Source organism: Gluconacetobacter tumulisoli (genome assembly GCF_014174155.1).
GTDB classification, from domain to species: Bacteria; Pseudomonadota; Alphaproteobacteria; order Acetobacterales; family Acetobacteraceae; genus Gluconacetobacter; species Gluconacetobacter tumulisoli.
In genome coordinates, this window is record NZ_JABEQM010000001.1 from 97,365 (window position 1) to 116,751 (window position 19,387).

The 19,387-nt window shown below is 68.0% G+C and carries 16 protein-coding genes; 5 read left to right on the forward strand and 11 right to left on the reverse strand.

What is annotated here, in order from left to right:
• Positions 1–41: 41 nt before the first annotated feature.
• Together HLH28_RS00455 and argE are read left to right on the forward strand one after the other, a co-directional pair.
• Positions 42–1,478 (forward strand): purine-cytosine permease family protein, encoded by a 1,437-nt coding sequence (locus HLH28_RS00455; RefSeq protein WP_182953092.1) that lies wholly within the window; start codon positions 42–44, stop codon positions 1,476–1,478.
• Complete coding sequence (argE, locus tag HLH28_RS00460; RefSeq protein WP_182953094.1) at positions 1,475–2,632, forward strand: acetylornithine deacetylase; 1,158 nt, start codon at positions 1,475–1,477, stop codon at positions 2,630–2,632. The genes HLH28_RS00455 and argE overlap by 4 nt, the downstream gene beginning before the upstream one ends.
• Before the next feature lie 136 nt (positions 2,633–2,768).
• Here the strand turns inward: argE and HLH28_RS00465 are convergent, their stop codons facing one another.
• The 5 genes from HLH28_RS00465 to ada form a co-directional block, all read right to left on the reverse strand.
• Entirely contained in the window at positions 2,769–3,686 is a 918-nt protein-coding gene (locus HLH28_RS00465) for a LysR family transcriptional regulator (protein WP_182953096.1), read from the reverse strand.
• A gap of 59 nt (positions 3,687–3,745) precedes the next feature.
• Positions 3,746–5,044 carry an Hsp70 family protein gene (locus tag HLH28_RS00470; protein ID WP_182953797.1) on the reverse strand — a complete coding sequence of 433 codons (1,299 nt, stop codon included), beginning with the start codon at positions 5,042–5,044 and terminating at the stop codon, positions 3,746–3,748.
• Positions 5,045–5,151: 107 nt separating this feature from the next.
• On the reverse strand, positions 5,152–5,820 hold the full coding sequence (gene alkB / locus HLH28_RS00475) for a DNA oxidative demethylase AlkB (RefSeq protein WP_182953098.1): 669 nt from the start codon (positions 5,818–5,820) through the stop codon (positions 5,152–5,154).
• A complete protein-coding gene (locus HLH28_RS00480) occupies positions 5,810–6,547 on the reverse strand; it encodes a 2OG-Fe(II) oxygenase (RefSeq protein WP_246395562.1) in 738 nt (245 codons plus the stop codon). Before HLH28_RS00480 ends, alkB begins: the two co-directional genes overlap by 11 nt.
• The gene (gene ada, locus HLH28_RS00485) at positions 6,544–7,626 is read right to left on the reverse strand and encodes a bifunctional DNA-binding transcriptional regulator/O6-methylguanine-DNA methyltransferase Ada (RefSeq protein ID WP_182953100.1); all 1,083 of its coding nucleotides are present in this window, start codon (positions 7,624–7,626) and stop codon (positions 6,544–6,546) included. The genes HLH28_RS00480 and ada overlap by 4 nt, the downstream gene beginning before the upstream one ends.
• Positions 7,627–7,898: 272 nt before the next feature.
• On the opposite strand from ada, the gene HLH28_RS00490 reads away from it, so the two are divergent.
• Positions 7,899–10,175, forward strand: coding sequence for a DUF1989 domain-containing protein (locus HLH28_RS00490; RefSeq protein ID WP_338029623.1), 2,277 nt, complete (start codon positions 7,899–7,901; stop codon positions 10,173–10,175).
• A gap of 154 nt (positions 10,176–10,329) precedes the next feature.
• Positions 10,330–11,685: an NAD(P)-binding domain-containing protein gene (locus HLH28_RS00495; protein WP_182953102.1), complete on the forward strand. Its 1,356-nt coding sequence runs from the start codon at positions 10,330–10,332 to the stop codon at positions 11,683–11,685.
• A gap of 144 nt (positions 11,686–11,829) precedes the next feature.
• On the opposite strand, the gene HLH28_RS00500 is transcribed toward HLH28_RS00495, so the two are convergent.
• From HLH28_RS00500 to HLH28_RS00525, 6 genes are all read right to left on the reverse strand, one after another.
• On the reverse strand, positions 11,830–13,185 hold the full coding sequence (locus tag HLH28_RS00500; protein ID WP_182953104.1) for an MFS transporter: 1,356 nt from the start codon (positions 13,183–13,185) through the stop codon (positions 11,830–11,832).
• The gene (locus HLH28_RS00505) at positions 13,182–13,376 is read right to left on the reverse strand and encodes a hypothetical protein (protein WP_182953106.1); all 195 of its coding nucleotides are present in this window, start codon (positions 13,374–13,376) and stop codon (positions 13,182–13,184) included. The genes HLH28_RS00500 and HLH28_RS00505 overlap by 4 nt, the downstream gene beginning before the upstream one ends.
• 31 nt (positions 13,377–13,407) lie before the next feature.
• Complete coding sequence (locus tag HLH28_RS00510) at positions 13,408–14,517, reverse strand: aromatic ring-hydroxylating oxygenase subunit alpha (protein ID WP_182953108.1); 1,110 nt, start codon at positions 14,515–14,517, stop codon at positions 13,408–13,410.
• A gap of 111 nt (positions 14,518–14,628) precedes the next feature.
• A complete protein-coding gene (locus HLH28_RS00515; RefSeq protein ID WP_182953110.1) occupies positions 14,629–15,567 on the reverse strand; it encodes an alpha/beta fold hydrolase in 939 nt (312 codons plus the stop codon).
• 69 nt (positions 15,568–15,636) lie between these two features.
• Positions 15,637–17,148 carry a carnitine 3-dehydrogenase gene (locus HLH28_RS00520; protein ID WP_182953112.1) on the reverse strand — a complete coding sequence of 504 codons (1,512 nt, stop codon included), beginning with the start codon at positions 17,146–17,148 and terminating at the stop codon, positions 15,637–15,639.
• Positions 17,149–17,151: 3 nt separating this feature from the next.
• Positions 17,152–18,045, reverse strand: a complete 894-nt coding sequence (locus HLH28_RS00525) for a BKACE family enzyme (protein ID WP_182953114.1) — start codon at positions 18,043–18,045, stop codon at positions 17,152–17,154.
• A 153-nt stretch (positions 18,046–18,198) separates the two neighbouring features.
• Here HLH28_RS00525 and HLH28_RS00530 point away from each other — a divergent pair, with 153 nt between their 5' ends.
• Entirely contained in the window at positions 18,199–19,140 is a 942-nt protein-coding gene (locus HLH28_RS00530; protein ID WP_182953116.1) for a GlxA family transcriptional regulator, read from the forward strand.
• The last annotated feature ends 247 nt before the right edge of the window (positions 19,141–19,387 follow it).

Sequence of the window (19,387 nt, forward strand, 5' to 3'; positions counted from 1 at the left end):
TGCCCGGACCGGTCCGGCGGCCACCAGAGGGGACGGGACGGATGGGTCTGACGACAGAGGGCGCGGCGACAGGCGGGATCGAGACGGGAACGATCTACAGCATTCCGCACGCCCACCGGCACGGCCGGTCGCGCGACCTGTTCACCGTCTGGTTCGGGTCGAACATGATGATGCTGACGATCGTCACCGGCGCGCTGGCGACGACCGTCTTTCATCTGTCGCCGGTGGTGGGCCTGCTGTCCGTCGTGGCGGGCAACCTGGTCGGTGCCGTCTTCATGGCGCTGCATGCGGCGCAGGGGCCCGGCCTGGGCGTGCCGCAGATGGTGCAGACGCGCGGCCAGTTCGGATCGCTGGGCGCCGTGCCGGTCACCGTGCTGATGGTGGTGATGTACGTGGGCTTCGCCGCGTCGAACCTGGTGCTGGGGGGCGAGGGACTGCAGAGCATGACCCCGGGCCTGGGGCGCATGCCGGGCATCCTGATCATCGCTGCGCTGGTCGTGCCGCCCGTCATCTGGGGATACCGCCTGATCCATGCCGCGACCCGGCTGATGACGGTGCTGTGCGGCGGCGCGGTGCTGCTGTCGCTGCTGTGGGTGGGCGTGCGGGCCGGCGGGACGGTCGCCTGGATGTCGGGCGGCGCGTCCGTCACCGGCGTCCTGGGCGCGTTCTCGGTCTCGGCCCTGTGGCAGATCGCCTATGCGCCGTATGTCTCGGATTATTCGCGCTACATGCCGGCGGACGAACGCGGGATGCGCATGGCGTTCCATGCCACCTACTGGGGGACGGTGCTGGGGTCGGTCCTGCCGATGGCGCTGGGGGTGGTGCTGGGCGGGCTGGCCCATGGCGGGCCCGTGGTGGCGACGATGTCGGGCCTGCTCGGCCCCGTGGCGACGCCGGTCATGGTGATCCTGTCGGTGGGCATCGCGGTGACCGATGCGATGAACGTGTATTGCGGCACGCTGTCGTCGCTGACGGTGCTCCAGACCTTCTGGCCGCATGCCCGCTTCGGGCTGGGCTGGCGCCTGGCCATGGCCGTCGTCCTGATGGTCGCCGCCTTGCTGATGGCGTTGTTCTTCGCCGGCAGCTTCATGGAAAGCTATACCGAATTCCTGAACCTGCTGATGGCGGTGCTGGTGCCGTGGACCGCGATCAACCTGGTGGATTACTACCTCGTCCGCCATGGCGCCTATGACGTGGACTCGTTCTTCCATGCGGACGGGGGCATCTACGGCTACGTCAACGGCCCGGCGCTGATCTGCTACGTGGTCGGGATCGCCGTGCAGGTGCCGTTCCTGTCGAACGGGCTCTATACCGGTCCGCTGGCGCGGGCGATGGGCGGGGTCGACCTGTCCTGGCTGGTGGGGCTGGCGGTGACGGCGCCGCTCTATCTCTGGATGGCCGTGCGCGCCGGCCTGACCGATGTATCGGGCACCATGCCCGATGGCGGCGCGCGCATCGCGGCGGGGAACGGGCTATGAACCGGACCGTGGATTTCCTGGCCCGTCTCGTGGCCTTCCCCACGATCAGCCGGCAGACCAACCTGCCGCTGCTGGACTGGGTCGAGGGCGAACTGGCGGGGACCGGCGCGCGCATCCGCCGCCTGCCGGGCGACGCGCCGGGACGGGGCAGCCTGCTGGCCACCATCGGTCCCGACCGCGACGACGGGATCGTGCTGTCGGCGCACAGCGACGTGGTTCCGGTGGCGGGGCAGGACTGGACGTCCGACCCGTTCGAACTGACCGAACGCGACGGCCGGCTGTACGGACGCGGCAGCAGCGACATGAAGGGCTTCCTGGCCTGCATGCTGACGGCGGCGCATGAGGCCGCGCGGCGTCCGGCGCTGGCGCGCCCGCTGCATCTGGCCGTGTCGTATGACGAGGAAATCGGCTGCGTCGGCGTGCGATCGCTGCTGCGGCAGTTGCGCGATGACGGGTTCCGGGCCGGGGGCTGTGTGGTGGGCGAACCGACCGACCTGCAGGTCGCCGTGGGGCACAAGGGCAAGGTCGCGGCGACGATCACCTGCACCGGGCGGGCCGCCCATTCGGCCAATCCCTATCTGGGCCGGAACGCGATCCTGATGGCGGCCGACATGGTGCGCGCGATCGAGGCCCTGCAACATGACCTGGAACGCGATGGCGCGCGTGCCGACGGCTATGCCGTGCCCTTCGGCACCGTGCAGGTCGGCATCATCCAGGGCGGCACCGCGCTGAACATCGTGCCGGACCGCTGCACGGTCGCGTTCGAAATGCGGCTGCTGCCGGGCGACGACCCTGCGCCTTATCTGGAACGGCTGCGTCAGGCCGCCGCCCGCATCGTGGGCGAGCGTGCCCCGGCCTCCGGCACCGGCGGCGAAATCGCGATCACGGTGGACAACGCCTATCCGGGGCTGGTGCCGGATACCGGGTCCGATATCTGTGCGCTGGGCCTGGCGGCAGCGGGACGGAACGAGGTCGTCAGCGTCGATTTCGGGACCGAGGCCGGGTTGTTCCAGGAACAGCTCGGCCTGCCCTGCATTATCTGCGGCCCCGGCTCGATCGACCGGGCGCACAAGCCGGACGAATATGTGACCCGCGCCGAACTGGCGGAGGGGGACCGCTTCCTGGCGCGGGTGATCGACGCGCTGGTGGGGTGATCCCGCTTCGGGATGCTGCTCCATGGATAGATCGGGCTCCGCCCGAACCCGGCAAGGACCTCGGCCCATGCATCCCGTTCGTTTTATGAAGTCCTGGGTTTCCAAAGGGCGGCGCCCTTGCCGTCGCCGCTTGGCATCAATCCGTGCCGGGCAGCGGGCGGTTGGCCAGGATCTCGCCGCACAGCGACAGGAAGGCGGCCGTGCGGGGCGTGCGGCGCAGGCCGGCGATCCGCGCGGTGCCGTATTTCAGTTCGCGGTGCGTGCCCTTCAGCGCCAGGTAGGACAAGGGCCGTCCGTCCAGCGCCGCGCGATTGCGCGGACGGGCGTTGGCCAGACTGAATCCCACGCCCCGGGCCACGAGGCTGCGGACCACGTCGATGCTCTGGAACCGTCCGGCGACCTGCGGGGTCAGGCCCGCCTGGCTGAACAGCATCAGGAAATAGTCGCGCGACAGCGGCAGGTCCAGCAGCAGGAACGGATCGGACGCCAGTTCCGCCAGGGTCACCGTCCGCCGCTTGGCCAGCCGGTGGCTGGCCGACACGAAGGCGAAGGGCGGCAGGGTGGCCAGCGGTTCGAATTCCAGGTCGGGGGGAATGTTCAGGTCATAGGCCAGGAAAGCGGCGATTTCCCCGTTGCGCAGTTTCTCGATCAGTTCGCCATGATGGCCGGCCACGACCTTCAGCCGCGCGCCGGGATGGCGGGCCTCGAAGGTCTGGATCAGGTCCGGCACCACCAGCGGATACAGCGTGGTCATGCATCCGACCTCCAGCAGGCCGTCGATCCGCTCGGCGATCGTTGCGCCTGCGGCATCCAGGTCCTGCGCCTGCTGCAGCAGGACCCGGGCCTCGCGCAGGAAGATCTGGCCCTCGGCGGTCAGGGACAGGCCCAGCGCATGGTGACGGATGAAGAGCGGGATCTGGAACACGTCCTCCAGATGCGCGATGGCGGCCGAGATCGAGGGTTGCGAAATATGCACCAGCCGCGACGCCGTCGTGATCGACCCGCTTTCCGCCGCCGCCACGAAATATTCGATCTGCTTCAGGGTAAATCGCATGGCGGCCTCCGTCCGGGCCCATCTTTCCCGCCGGGGGCCGGGTTGGCAAATCCCGCGGGTCAGTGACCGCCCATCAGGGCCAGGCCCTCGGCAACCGAGACGAATTCGCCGCCCGTATCGACGCGGTCCGCGCCGAACCGGTCGACGAACAGGGCCCGCACGGCCGGCACGAAGGACGTGCCGCCGGTCAGGAACACCCGGTCGATCTCGCCGGCCGCCAGGTTTGCCCTGTCCAGCGCCGCCGACACCGCGTCATCGAACTGCGCCAGGTCGGGGGCGATCCAGCCTTCGAATTCCGCGCGGGTGATCGCGCGTTCGATGCGGATGTCCTTGTGCGCGAAGCGCAGGATGGTGCTGTCGGCGGTGGACAGCGCGCTTTTCGCGGCCCCGACCGCGCGATACAGCGCCTGGCCCTGCTGGTCCTCGATCAGGTTCGACAGCGCCCGCAGCCGGTCCGGTTCCGATGCGGTGCGCGTGACGTCGGCGATGGCGCGCAGCGTCTGCGGCGTGCGCATCAGCGACAGGCGATGCCAGCGCGCCAGGCTGGCGTACCATTCGATGGGAACCGGCAGCGGTTCGCCGCCCATCACGCGATAGGTGCTGTCGCGTCCCAGGCAGGGCGAGACCACATTGTCGATGATGCGGTAATCGAACTGGTCCCCGGCGATACCGACGCCGGCATGGCCCAGCGGCACCGCGCGGCGCGTGTCGCCGGGGTCGAAGCGCAGGACCGAAAAATCGCTGGTGCCGCCGCCGAAATCCCCGACCAGGATGGTGGCCGGCGCGTCCAGGCGCTGGGCGAAGCGCCAGCCGGCGGCCTCGGGTTCCAGCGCCACGGCGATGCCGCCGAAGCCCGCCGCGGCGAAGCCGTCGCGCAGGCGCTGCTCGCCGAACGCATCGTCGGGCATTTCTCCGGCGAAGCGGACGGGCCGGCCGACGGTGGCGCTGACCTCGGCCGGGTCGATTCCGATTTCGCGCATCAGGCAGGCCAGGAACTGGCCGACCAGCATCTCCAGCGTCAGCCGGCGCCCCAGCAGCCGGGTCTCGCGGAACGAACTCTGCGCCAGGTACGACTTCATGGACATGATCAGCCGGCTTTCCGCCGGGTCGTCCAGATAGGCGTCGATCGCGGCGGGGCCGATCGCCTCATGCACCGCCAGGCGGCCGCGCACCTCTTCCTGCCACAGGCACAGCAGCGTGCGGCAGGTGTCGGCGTCCGGGTGGCCGGGGAAGGAAAAGCGCGCGGTGCGCGTGCGCCCGTCCGGTTCGGCGATGACCACGACGCTGTTGGTCGTGCCGAAATCGATGCCGATCCAGGTACGGTTCCTGAGGGGAGTTTTCGGGGCGGTCGATGACATCGGGCGTGCATAGGTGCCGCCGCCGCCGATGTCCATCCGGGCTCCGGATCATTATTTCATCGAGCATCCCCACGCCGTCAGGCCTGCGATCTGAACGTGATTCGCCTCTATCGCGCCAGCCGGAAAGTCAGGTTCAGGCGCGTGCGCCCGGTCAGGGGATGGATTCCGTCGGCCAGCGTATGGATGCCGTGATAGGTCAGGCGGGCCGGCCCGCCCCAGACCACGACGTCCCCATGTTCCAGCGGGATGCGCCGCACCCGGTCCGTCCGCGCGGGACCGCCCCACAGGAACAGGGCCGGTAGGCCCAGCGAGACCGACACGATGGGCCGGTCGAAATCCCGTTCGTTCCTGTCCTGGTGCAGGGTCAGGCGGGTGCCGGGATCGTAGCGGTTGATCAGGCAGGCATCGGGCTGGAAGCCTGCGAACCCCGCCTGTGCCGCCGCCTGCGCGGCCAGGGCGGAAAAGAGGACGGGCAGGGCCGGCCAGGGGCGGCCGGTCGCGGGATCGACCGGCGTGTAGCGATAGCCCGACCGGTCCGATATCCAGCCGGCCTGCCCGCAATTAGTCATGGCGACCGACATCGTGCGTCCACCCGGCGTCGTCATGCGGCGGAACGGCGCCGCGGCCGCGATGTGATCGATGGCCGCCAGCAGCGCCGGCGCGTCGTTCCGTGCGAAGCCGCCCAGCACCATCGCCCCGGGCGCCAGCACATGGTCGCGCGGTGCGGTGAACAGGTCGAACGACGGATGGCCGGGCGGGACGGGATCAGGCGGCATCGTGGAAGATGATCCCCAGCGTGTGGCGCAGGCCCGACCGGACGGTGCCGACGCCGTGGCGCATCGCCACCCGGTAGGGGCCGCGCGTCCCCTGCACGGGCCGGTGGTTGACCGCGAAGATCACCGCATCGCCCTTGTCCAGCGGCACGACATCGGCGCGGGACTGCATGCGCGGTCGCTGTTCCGTCAGGATGAAGGCGCCGCCGGTGAAATCGTCGTCCGGGCGCGACAGCAGGATGGCGACCTGAAGGGGAAAGACCTGCGCGCCGTACAGGTCCTGGTGCAGGCAGTTATAATCGCCCGGTCCGTATCGCAGCAGCAGCGGCGTGGGGCGGCATTGCCCGGCCGCATGGCAGGTCGCGATGAAATCGGCATGGCGGGCGGGAAAGCGGGCCGCCAGTCCCATGCGGGCATGCCATCCATTGGCAATGGCCGCCAGCGGCGGATAGAGCGTCCTGCGCAATGTTTCCACCAGGGGCGGGAGCGGGTAGGCGAAATATCTGTATTCACCGCGCCCGAACCCGTGCCGTTCCATCACCACCCGCGACCGGAATCCATCCGGGCGGTCATACAGGCCGGCGATCGCGTCGGCGTCGGCGGGCGCCAGCATCCCCGGCAGGCAGGCCCAGCCGCGCGCATCCAGGGCGGCGGCGACGTGGGACCAGTCCGGTCCCGGTTCCCTGTCCGGCGGGGGCGGGGCGGCAAAGGGCAGGCTGTCCTGCATCATGCCGATGCCTCGCGCGCGATCAGGGCGCGTTTGCGGGCGACGCCCCAGCGATAGCCCGACAGCGACCCGTCCGTGCGGACCACGCGGTGGCAGGGGATGGCGACGGCCAGCGCATTGGCCGCGCACGCCCCGGCCACCGCGCGCACCGCCCCCGGCGCGCCGATCTGCCGCGCAATCTGGGCGTAGGTCGCGGTCCGGCCGGGGGGAATGGCGCGCAGCGCGGTCCAGACCCGGTGCTGGAACGCCGTCCCGCGAATGTCCAGCGGCAGGTCCAGCCCCAGCCGCGGGGCCTCGACAAAGCCCACGACCCGCGCCACCAGGGCGTCATATGCCGCATCGCCGCCGGTCAGGTTCGCCTTGGGAAACCGGTCCTGCAGGTCGCGGACCAGCGCCTCCGGATCGTCGCCCAGCGTGATGGCGCAGACCCCCCTGTCGCTGCTGGCGACCAGCAGCGCGCCCAGCGAACACTGGCCGATGGCGAACCGCAGGGTCTGGCCCGCCCCGCCGTTCCGATAGGCGCTTGGCGTCATGCCCAGCAGGTTCTCGGCCGCGTCGTAGAACCGGCTGCTGGACCCGTACCCGGCATCGAAGATCGCGGCGGTGACGGTCGGGGCGTCCGCCAGGCCCCGGCGCAGGCGCGCGCCGCGTCGTGCCACGGCATAATCGCGCGGCGTCAGGCCGGTTTCGGCCTTGAACATCCGGTGGAAATAGGCGGGGCTCAACCCCGCCGCGCCGGCCAGGTCGTCCAGTGACGGCAGGTCCTCCGCCTGATCGATGGTCCGGCAGGCCGCGGCGACGATCGCCGCGTTCCGCACCGCGCGGGGCGCGTCGTCGGGGCGGCAGCGCAGGCAGGGCCGGAAGCCTGCCGCCCGCGCGTCCGCCTGCGTGTCGTGCAGGCGCACATGGGCCGCTTTCGCCGTCCGCGACGGGCAGGACGGCCGGCAATAAACGCCCGTGGTCGCGACCGAATACCAGAACGCGCCGTCGGCGGACGGGTCCCGCGCAACGATGCGGGCCCAGCGCGGATCGCGTTCCGTCATGCTGTCTGTCGTCCCGGCGGTGCATGTCTCTGCCAGCATGTTCCTGTCCTCGTCTGCTGCCATGGTCGTGGGATGGACCATGGGGCCTGCACCGCATCCACGCATCCCGTTTCCTGCGCTGGAATTCCCTTGCCCCCCGGGGCGGGTCCGGCGGGGACGATCCAGGGAATATATGTTCAAACAATGGGCAGATGAACGAAAAATAGACGAATTCGCCCGATTTCTCCCCGCAATGGTACCAAGCGTCATCGTTGTCCATGCCGGCCTCGCCCCTCTAGGATCGGCTACGTAACAGACGGGGAACCGGGTCCGTGCTGCTGATTGATCCTGCCGAACGGGTATTTTTCGACCGACTGGTCGTGGCGGGCGGCCACCACCGGTTCCTGGGCGTGCGCGCGGGCGACAGGGTCGAGGTCGTCAATCGGGACGGAGGGCAGCCCGGCCTTCTGCTGGCCGCCCCCGACATGGTTTCCATCGACGGGACGGCGACGGACGTCCCGCCGTCCGGCGGCCTGGCCGATGCCCTGGCGGATGCCCGCGCCGCCTGGGACCGTGCCATCGGCGGGACGGCCGGCGGCGCCTGCGTCGGACATGTCCTGTTTGCCGACGACGCCCCGGAAGGGGCCACGGCGGTGCTGCATGTCGCGCGGGCGGGCACCTTGCTGCTGGCGGCGCCGGGGGGGCGGATGGAACCCGGCCAGAACAGCCCGCCCACGGCGCTGGACGTGACACTCCACGGCGCCGGCCCGGCAGGCGACCGCCTGCCAGACCCGCTGGCCCCGCCGCTGGAGGACGTGCGCGTACCGGCTGCCAGCGCACGGGCGTTTCGTGTCCGCAAGGGCGATTATATCCAGATCATCGACGTCGCCGGCCGGCAATGTTCCGATTTCCTGGCGTTCGACGCCGCCGCCCTGGCGGAGGGCGAGGAGTTTGGCCTGGACGCCACCGCGACGCGGACGGTGATGGGCCTGGCGATGCCTCTGCCTGGCCTGCATGCCAAATTTCTCGACGCGCGGCTGCGCCCGCTGGTCGAGGTCGTGCAGGATACGGTCGGCCGCCACGACGCGTTCCTGATGGCCTGCGCACCACGCTATTACGAGGACGCGGGCTATCCCGGCCATGCGAACTGCACCGACAATTTCAACGCGGCCCTGGCCGGTCACGGCATTGCGCCGCGCGCGGCATGGCCGGCGATCAATTTCTTCTACAACACCAATGTCGCGCCCTGCGGCACCATCACGATGGACGAGCCCTGGTCGCGCCCCGGCGATTATGTGCTGCTGCGCGCGCTGACCGACCTGGTCTGCGCCGCTTCGTCCTGCGCCGACGACATCGATCCTGCCAACGGATGGCAGCCGACGGACATCCATGTGCGGATCTATGACGGACATCACGCCTTTGCCAGAGGGATCGCCCATCGCATGACCCCCGATGCCCCCCCGGTCTTTTCCCGAGAAACGGGATTTCATACGCGCACGCAGGCCCTGACGGCGCGGTTCGTCGAATATCGGGGATTCTGGCTGCCGTCCTCGTTCGACGGGTACGGGCCCGTCGCCGAATATTGGGCGTGCCGCGAACGCGCCTGCGTCATGGACCTGTCGGCCCTGCGCAAGTTCGAGATCGTCGGCCCGGACGCCGAGGCGCTGATGCAGTACGCCGTCACCCGCGACATGCGCAAGCTGGCGGTCGGACAGGTGGTCTATACCGCCATGTGCTACCCCCACGGCGGCATGCTGGACGACGGCACCGTGTTCCGGATGGGGCCGCAGGCGTTCCGCTGGGTCTGCGGGGACGATTTCTGCGGCCAGTGGTTGCGCGACCTGGCACGCGCGCGGGGGCTGGCGGCGACCGTGCGGTCCTCGACCGACCAGTTGCACAACCTGGCCGTCCAGGGACCGAAAAGCCGCGAGATCCTGTCGGGCCTGATCTGGACCCCGCCGCACCAGACCGCGCTGGCCGACCTGAAATGGTTCCGCTTCACCATCGGGCGGATCGGCGATGCCCAGGGCATTCCGGTCCTGGTATCGCGGACGGGCTATACCGGCGAACTGGGATATGAAATCTGGTGCCATCCCGACCATGCGCCCGCCGTATGGGACGCCGTATGGGCGGCCGGTCAGCCGCACGGCCTGGCCCCGATCGGGCTGGACGCGCTGGACTGGCTGCGGATCGAGGCCGGGCTGGTCTTCGCGCAGTACGAATTCTGCTCGGAAACCGATCCGTTCGAGGCCGGGATCGGCTTCACCGTCCCCGCCGCCAAGGACGAGGCCTATGTCGGGCAGGATATCCTGCGCCAGCGGCGCGAGGCCCCGCGCCGTCGCCTGGTCGGGCTGGATGTTGCGGGCAACGAAACGGTGGGCCATGGCGACCCGGTCTATGTCGGTCGTGCCCGCGTCGGCGTGGTGACCAGCGCCACGCGCTCGCCGATCCTGAAACGGACCATCGCCCTGGCGCAACTGGATGCCGGGATCGCCACCGTCGGCCAGGCGGTTGAAATCGGCAAGCTGGACGGCCAGCAGAAACGCATCGCGGCCCAGGTGGCCCCGTTCCCCGCCTACGACCCGCAGAAGACCCGGGTCCGATCCTGAAAGGCCGTTTGCAGATGTGGTCCGGTGGCGATCCGACGCGCGTTTCCTGCGCTCCGGCGCTCACGGCTGTCAGGGCCGATCTCGCTCACCAGCCCATATTTTCAAACAGCATTCTGAATGCCTCATTTCTTATTGTGAACGGAAGGAATAACCCATGACCAAGCGCGTTGCGATCATCGGTGCCGGGCCCAGCGGTCTTGCCGCCTTGCGGGCCTTCGAATCCGCCCGGCAGAAGGGGGCCGAGATTCCCGAAATCGTGTGCTTCGAAAAGCAGGACGATTGGGGCGGGTTGTGGAACTACACCTGGCGCACCGGGCTGGATGAGCATGGCGAGCCCGTCCATGGCAGCATGTATCGCTTCCTGTGGTCGAACGGCCCCAAGGAATGCCTGGAATTTGCCGATTATTCCTTCGAGGAACATTTCGGCCGTCCCATTCCCTCCTACCCGCCGCGCGCGGTCCTGTACGATTACATCACCGGGCGGATCAGCAAGGGGGGGCTGCGCGACTATATCCGTTTCCGCTGCCCGGTTCGCGGGGTGGAATGGAAGAGCGACCTCGACAAATTCCGCGTCACGGTCGAGGACCTGACGAAAAGCCACGTCTATTCCGAGCTGTTCGACGACGTCATCGTCGCGTCGGGACATTTCTCGGTGCCGAACGTTCCGGACTTCCCGGGCTTCCAGTCCTTCCCCGGACGAATCCTGCACGCGCACGATTTCCGCGACGCCAACGAATTCGCCGGCAAGGACGTCCTGCTGGTCGGCAGCTCCTATTCCGCCGAGGATATCGGGACGCAATGCTATAAGTACGGCGCCAAGTCGGTCACGTTCTCCTATCGCAGCCGCCCGATGGGGTTCGAATGGCCCGAAGGGTTCGTGGAACATCCGCTGTTGCAGAAGGTCGAGGGCAAGACCGCCTATTTCAGCGACGGCGCGACCCGCGACGTCGATGCCATCGTCCTGTGCACCGGATACCGGCACCATTTCCCGTTCCTGCCGGACGACCTGCGGCTGCAGACGAACAACCGTCTCTACCCGCTGGGCCTTTACAAGGGGGTGTGCTGGATCGCCAATCCGCGCCTGTTCTATCTGGGCATGCAGGACCAGTACTACACGTTCAACATGTTCGACGCCCAGGCCTGGTACGCGCGCGACGTCATCATGGGACGCATCACCCTGCCGACGTCCGAGGCGATGACCGAGGACACGCTGCTGTGGCGGCGCAAGGAAGAGGCCGCCGCGAACCCGTACGAGGAAATCGATTTCCAGACGGAATATGTGCGCGACCTGATCGAGCGGACGGATTACCCGGCCTTCGACCTCGATCATGTCGCCGACGCCTTCAAGGAATGGAAGCACGACAAGGCCGAGGGCATCCTGACCTATCGCGACCGGTCCTACGTCTCGGCCCTGACCGGGAAGCGGGCGCCCGTCCACCATACGGTGTGGATGGAGGCATTGGACGATTCGCTGGAGGCATTCCTGAAAAGCGGCGAACCGGAGGGGTAAGTTTCCGCAAGGACGCTGCCCTTGCACCCCGCCAGAGGGCATGTCCCTCTGGAAACCCCGGACGTCAGGACTCTACGAAACGAACCGGGCAAGGGCCGAGGCCCTTGCCCGGTTCAGGCGGCGCCCGACCACACATGCGCCCGACTATACGTGCGACAGGGCGTCCCCCGCTGCACCCTGCCGGAACCGATGGATCCGGTAGGAAAACAGCAGCAACAGCAGCAGATAGACGACCGATCCGAACCCGACGTTCAGATTCACTGCCGATGCCATCGCCGCATGGGCCGGGACATGTCGCGCCGTCATCGCGATCAGCGTGGGCGCCAGCGCGCCGGGCAGGCTCAGGCAGATGAATTGCAGCGCGAACATCCGGCCCATGAACCGTCCTGGCGTCACGGACGCGATCGCCACGTAATAGGACGCGTTGATCGTGCCCTGGAAGACGTACATCAGGCTGATCAGGCTGAAGACCTGCCAGGGCGGATAGACATGCAGGATGGCCGTCTGGAAAAAGGCCATCAGTGCGCTGGCGACGATCGACACGCGGATGGCCACGTCGCGGATGCCCCGTGACGACAGGGCGTCGACCAGCCAGCCACCGCCCAGCGTGCCGGCGATGCTCATGACGATGCCCAGCAGGCCGATCATGTGGCCGACATCGGCCTCCGGAATCTTCCAGCTTTCGGTCAGGACCGTCGGCGTCCACAGGTAGCCCGCGTTGGGAATGGACCAGACGATGCTGTAGGCGAAGGACGGCCAGTACAGCCACCAATAGGACCGGATAAAGCGCACCGTGTCGCCCAGCGTCGCCCCGGCCGTCGCGGCACGGGCCTCGCGCGCGGGTTCGCGGATCAGCAGGATCACGAACGCCAGCGGCAGCGTGCACATGCCCGGCAGCCCCAGCACGATCTGCCAGGGAAGAAAGCGCCCCACCACCGGCCAGGCGCGGAAGAACCCGCTGTCCGCCAGGCGGATCAGGCTGCCGCTGAGATAGAAGCTGATGCCGTTGCCCAGCGAAAAGCTGCCCCAGTACAGGCTGAACGGCAGGCCGCGTCGTTCGGGCGGGAAGACGTCGCGCAGGATCGACTGCGATCCGGGCTTCAGGATCGCGTCGGCGGCGGCCGAACCGCTGCGGGCGAACAGCAGGCGCCAGAACCCGTTGGCGATGCCGTTCATGAACGACATGCCCGACCAGACCAGCGCCATGCCGAACAGCAGGCGCTTGCGGCTGACGGAATCGACCAGCAGTCCCGCCGGCAGCAGGAGCAGGCTGGTGATCGCGGTGCTGGCGAAGCCGAGGATGAAGCTGACCTCGACATGGGTCAGGGACAGGTCGTGCCGGATGCGGTCGATCACCAGGCTCAACCCGCCCTCGTCGATGGAATCGAGCATGGAAAACAGGCACAGCACGCACAGGATGCTGTAGGGGTGGCCGGCCAGGCCAGGCCGGTCGGTGGCGGCCGGCCCGACGGCCCGATGCTCCTCCGGCCGGGCGGTCAATCCGTCAGCGTCGATGTCCGCGCCTCCGCGCCCGCCCCGGCCGAGGCGACGTCCATCGTGTCATGCACGCCCAGCGGCAACATCGTCATGACCGAGATCATGGCCACCAGCAGGACGACCACCAGCACTTCCGCCTTGCCTAGGACGGTCCTGGGGAAAACGGTTCGGGAAACAGGCGGTGCGTTCTTCATGCGACGGATTTCATGCGACGGCACCTCCGCCTCACAGGCCCAGCCGGTCGACCACCAGCTTGTGGAAGGCATGAATACCGACTTCGGTGGTTTCACATCCTTCGGCGTCATAGATGATACGGCCGGAATCATACCCGATCGACGCCAGGCCCCGGTGGACGGATTCGCATAGGGCGCGGTCCTCGATCCCGGTCATCGCCCCGAAAATCGCGCCGCGTGGCCGTGTCAGATCCGTTCCGGGCTTGCGATACAGGTCGACATGGCCGGCAAGGGAGCGGTCCACCCCGTCCGGCGTGGTGAACGGGCCGATGGAAAAGGCGAAATCGTCCGCGTCGTCGATCACGCTGATCGTGGTGGTGGGGAACAGCCACCAGAACCGCACCTTCCTGCCGTCGCGGGTCAGGCCCTTCTGCGTCGACCATTCGCCGGAGGCGTAGGTGCGATAGGTCTTCATGTCGACGATGTCGCAGAAGCCGGGGTGCGACGGGCGGCAGTGATTGCATTCCAGGAAGTTGTCGACCACGATCTTCCAGTTCGCCTGGCAGGGAAACATGGTGGGAACGCTGCCGTCCTGCTGCACCGGGCCGGACTGCGTGCGGACCAGGGTCTTCAGTTCCGGGATTTCGGCCACCACGTCGGCCATCAGATCGCCGACCAGTTCGCCCAGCGGGACGGCGTTCATGTCGAGGTTGAAGAACACGAACATGTCCGCGAACAGCTCGACCCGGATCGGGCGCAGATCGAATTGCGCGGCGTTGAAATTGGCCAGGCGTTCCGCCCCGCGCGCGTTGCGCAGATGCCCGTCCAGCCGGTACACCCAGGCGTGGTACGGGCAGGAAATCGTATTGACGTGCCCGCATCCGGACAGAAGCTGATGCCCGCGATGCTGGCAGACATTGTGGAACCCGCGCAGGTTGCCGTCCTGGTCGCGCAGGATGATGACGCTCTGGTCCAGGACGTTCGCGGTGATGTAGTCGCCCGGCGCCTTCAGGTCGCCGACCCATCCGGCATATTGCCAGGAACGGAAGAAGATCTCGTTCCGTTCGCGTTCATAGATTTCGGGATTGCGATAGACCCAGCCCGGCAGGCTGTTGGAATCGGCGGGATCGGACGTGACCTTGATCTTCGCAAGTTCATTCATGGCGGTGTGGCCCCGGATTGCGGCAGAAGCGTCGCATGACGTTTCGCGCCGATGCAATGAAATTGTGCCTGAAAATCATATTTTTTTATTCTTGAACGATGATTTGATGGATCACGGCGCCAGCAGGAAGCTGTCGATCGTGTCCGCGACCGCGCGGGGCTTCTCCCAGAACGGATTGTGGCCCAGGCCGGGGAAGATCGCGCGCTTGGCCTGCGGCAGGGCGTCGATCAGCGTCTGCCGGACCTCGGGCAGCATGATCGGGTCCTTCTCGCCCCAGATCAGCAGGGTCGGCGCGCGCAGGCGTGGCAGGCCGGCCTGGATGTTCGTACTGGCCAGCCCCTGGTCCAGGATCGCCAGCCAGACCTTGGCCGGGATGCGGGCGGCGTCTTCGCGCTGGCGCGCCAGGAATGCGGGGTCGACCGGCGTCGGCGACGACCACCATTCCTTCATGAATGCGGACTCGGGATCGATCGGGTCGCGCAGGGCCAGGATCGGTGTGCGGAAATCCATGCCCGTCTGCCGGTTCCGTCGTTCGGCGGCCGTGGGGCAGGGCTTTTCGCCCCCCGTCGAGGAAATCAGCACCACCTTGCCGGTACGCTCGGGCCAGGTCTCGGCAAAGGATTGCGCGACGATGCTGCCAAGCGAATGTCCGACGATATCCGCCCGCGAAACATGCAGGCGATCCATCAGTCTTTTCAGATCGTACGCGAAATCCACGACGGTGTAGCAGCATTCCGGCTTGGACGATCCGCCATGTCCGCGCAGGTCGGGGATGATCAGGCGCAGGCGTGGCGACAGGTCGGACACGATCGGCAGCCAGTCGCGCGCACTGTCGGTGTAGCCATGGATCAGGATGACCGGAATGCCGTCGCGCGGCCCCATGTCGATGACGGACATCGTCATGCCGTCGTCCAGCTTTACGGCCTGCTTGCGTCCGTCGAACCGCGCGATGGCGGCGGCGTCCAGCGGGGCGGCATGCGCGATCGCCGGCAGGGCGGCCATCGCCATCGCGGCCAGCAGGCATCGGGCATGTCGTGCATATCGGCCCATGGCGGTCTCCGCGCGATAGGGGGGCGGACATGGGCCATCAGGCCGCATGGCCCATGTCCGGCCCCGGGGTCAGGGGGTTTTCGGGCGGATGCCGATGCTGCCACCGGCGGCGGCCGGGCGCGGCAGCGCCGCATGCGCGTCCCCGATCGCCGCGACGGCCGCCTGCACATCCGGCAGGATCGGGGCGCTGGCGCCCTTCTGCGCGTCGACATGGATCAGCATATGTTCCGATGTCGCCACCGTCGTTCCGTCGGCGCCGGTCATGGTATGGAACAGATGCAGACGCTTGGCGTCATGGCCCAGGATCTGCGATCGGACCCGGATCGCGTCGCCGGCATGGACCTGGCCCAGGTGACGGATATGGCTTTCGACGGTGTAGAAGCTGTGGCCCGCCCGGACGTACGCGTCGCCCGCGCCGATCAGGGCCAGCACGTGGTCCGTAGCCTCGCCGAACACCTGCAGATAGCGATGCTCTGTCATATGCCCGTTATAATCGATCCATTCGTCCAGGACGTGGCCCTGGTACGACACGATCAGGCCGTCGGGGTCGGGCGTGGAGGCATCCGCAAGGGCGCGCGCGGCGCGGAAATCATTCAGGGTCCGGCCTGCCGCGTACCCGTCCGGCCCGACCTGCGACAGGGCGTTCAGGATGCGGACCAGCGCGTCGTCGCGCAGGGCCTCCAGCGTGCGGATCGACGTGCCGGCGGCCTGTTCGTCGGACTGCGTGGCGATCCGGTCGATCAGCGCGTCGGTCAGTTCGGGCGCCACCAGCTTCGTCCAGGGCAGTTTCAGCGCCGGTCCGAACTGATGCAGGAAATGCCGCATGCCGTCGTCGCCGCCGGCCAGGCGATAGGTCAGGAAAGTGCCCATGAACGCCCAGCGCAGCCCTGCGCTGTAGCGGATGGCGTCGTCCAGCTCCGACGTCGTGGCGACGCCTTCCTCGATCAGCCACAGCCCCTCGCGCCACAGGGCCTCCAGCAGGCGGTCGGCGATGAAGCCGTCGACTTCCTTGCGCACGCGCAGCACCTGCATGCCGATGCGCGTATAGAACGCGGCGGCGCGGTCCCTGGTGGCGTCCGTCGTCTGGTCGCCGCCGCAGATTTCGACCAGCGGCAGCAGATAGACCGGGTTGAACGGATGGCCGACCACCAGCCGGCCGGGATGGCGCATGTCGGCCTGCAACCGGCTGGGCAGCAGGCCGGACGTCGACGACCCGATGATCGTGTCCGCCGGCGCCGCGGCGTCGATCTGCGCCAGTACGTTACGTTTCAGCGTCTCGATTTCCGGCAGGCTTTCCTGCACGAAATCCGCGTCGCGCACCGCGTCGGCCAGGGTCGGCGCGAAAACCAGATGTCCTTCCGCCACGCTGCTGCCGGGATACAGCCGCGCCCACGCCTTCCGCGCCATGGCCAGGACGGCGTGCGCCCGGTCCCGGGCGCTGTCGCTGGGGTCGTAGAACGCGACGTCGATGCCGTTCAGCAGGAAGCGTGCGGCCCATCCCGCGCCGATCACCCCGCCGCCGACGACGGCGGCGCGCCGGATGCCTGCCGCGCCGTGGCCGTCTATCGTGTCATGCGTCATGGTTCAGCCCCGCTTGACCAGTTTCAGGTGGGCGCGGACCTCCTGCGGCGTCATGATCGCGACGTTCATCGCCTCCAGCGTCGTGACGGCACGGCTCACCAGGTCCGCATTGCTGGCGAACTGTCCGCGCGACAGATACAGATTGTCCTCCAGGCCCACGCGGATGTTGTGGCCGATCATCGGCGCCAGGCCGACATAGGGCAGCTGATGGCGGCCCAGCGAAAACGCGCTGTAGATCGTGCCCGGGGGCAGCTGGTTGACCATCGACAGCAGGGTCAGGACGTCGTCGGGCGCGCCGTAAGGCACCCCCATGCACAGCTGGATCATCAGCGGCGCGTCCAGCAATCCTTCCTTCAGCAGGTCCTTGACGAACACCAGATGGCCGGTATCGAAGACCTCCAGTTCCGGCCGGACGCCCAGCGCCTGCACCTGCGCCGCCATGGCGCGCAGCTGCGACGGCGTATTGACCATGATGTAGTCGCCCAGCGAGAAATTCATGCTGCCGCAATCCAGCGTGCAGATCTCGGGCAGCAGTTCGGCGACATGCGCCAGCCGTTCTGTCGGGCCCACCAGGTCGGTCGACCCGGCCACCGGCGGCAACGGCGTTTCGCCGGGTTGCAGGACCAGGTCGCCACCCATGCCGGCCGTCAGGTTGATCACGACGTCGGTGTCCGAATCCCGGATCCGCTCGACGACCTCGCGATACAGCGCGATGTCGCGGGCGGCGGCGCCGGTCTTCGGATCGCGGACATGGATATGGGCGATGGCGGCCCCGGCCTTGGCGGCCGCGATGGCGGCGTCGGCGATCTGCTTCGGCGTGATCGGCAGGTCGGGATGGCGCGACGCCGTGTCGCCGGACCCGGTGACGGCGCAGGTGATGAACAGTTTCGAGGTCATGATGGCTGCTCGGACTCCGGCCAGAGCCGCGACCTGTCAGGCCACCCTGGCCTGGTCGCGACGGGATGACCGGCAGCGTAGGGCCGTGTGGTCGGGGCAGGTGTGCCGAAAACCGGCATTGATGTGCCGTTTTGCGTCTGCTTGACTGCCGGCATGGTCGTGCGCATCGGATTCCTGCTGATCCCCCGCTTTTCGGCGCTGGGCTTTCTGTGCGCGGCCGAACCGTTGCGCGTCGCCAACCGCCTGGCCGAGGAAAAGCTGTTCGAATGGACGGTATTTTCCGAGGACGGCCGCCCGGTTGCGGCATCGAACGGGATGCAGGTCGCGGCCGACGCACCGCTGGGGCCGGAGGCGGCCCTCGACAGCCTGATCGTCGTGGCGGGGTTCGAGCCGCTGAAGCAGATTTCCTCCGCCCTACCGCGCCTGTTGCGGAGGCTGGCGGCACGGCGGATCGAAATCGGGGCGCTGGATACCGGGGCGTTCGTCCTGGCCCAGGCGCGGCTGGTCGATCAGGTGCCGGTCACCATGCATTGGGAAGTCTGCGCCGCCTTTGCCGAGGCCTTTCCCGACCTCACGCCCTCGACCGAATTGTTCGAGGACCACGGGCGCATCTTCACCAGCGCGGGGGGGACGGCATCGATCGATCTGATGCTGCATCGCATCGGCCGCCTGCACGGTCCCCGCCTGGCCCGCCGCGTGGCGGAGCAGTTCATTCATTCCGCGATCCGCCTGCCCGGCGAACCGCAGCGCCGCCGCGCGCCGCGCGATGCGCCGGCCGGCGGCCGAACGCTGGCGCGCCTGACGGCCTGGATGGAAAGCGTGGCCGACCGGCGCGTGACGCCCGGGGAACTTGCGGACCTGGCCCGTCGCTCCCCCCGTCATGTCGAACGGCTGTTCCGCCGGCATTACGGCTGGGGACCGGCGACCCATCACCGCAAGCTGCGCCTGGCGCGGGCACGGACCCTGCTGCGGGAAACCGCCCTGTCGATCGTGGATATCGCCGACGCGTGCGGTTTCGAAAGCCGATCGAATTTCTCGCGTGCCTATCGGGCGGAATTCGGAATCGCGCCGGCACGGGATCGCGTGGAGCCGTGAAGGTGACGCGGGCTTCGGCCGGACCCGCCCGGCCGCCGACCGTCATGCCCGAAATGATATGATGGGTCAGCAGCTCATACTGGAATGTGTTGGTATGAATGAAGCCGCCCGCCAGGCCGCCGCCTGCGCAACCTTGCTGGAGTTGTGCACGGCATCCACGCCGTCTTCGTACCTGCGTGTCGGGTCGTCGAACGTATCGTTCCCATGCCAGATGCCGTCGACTTCCACGTTTTCCCGATGGCGCCAG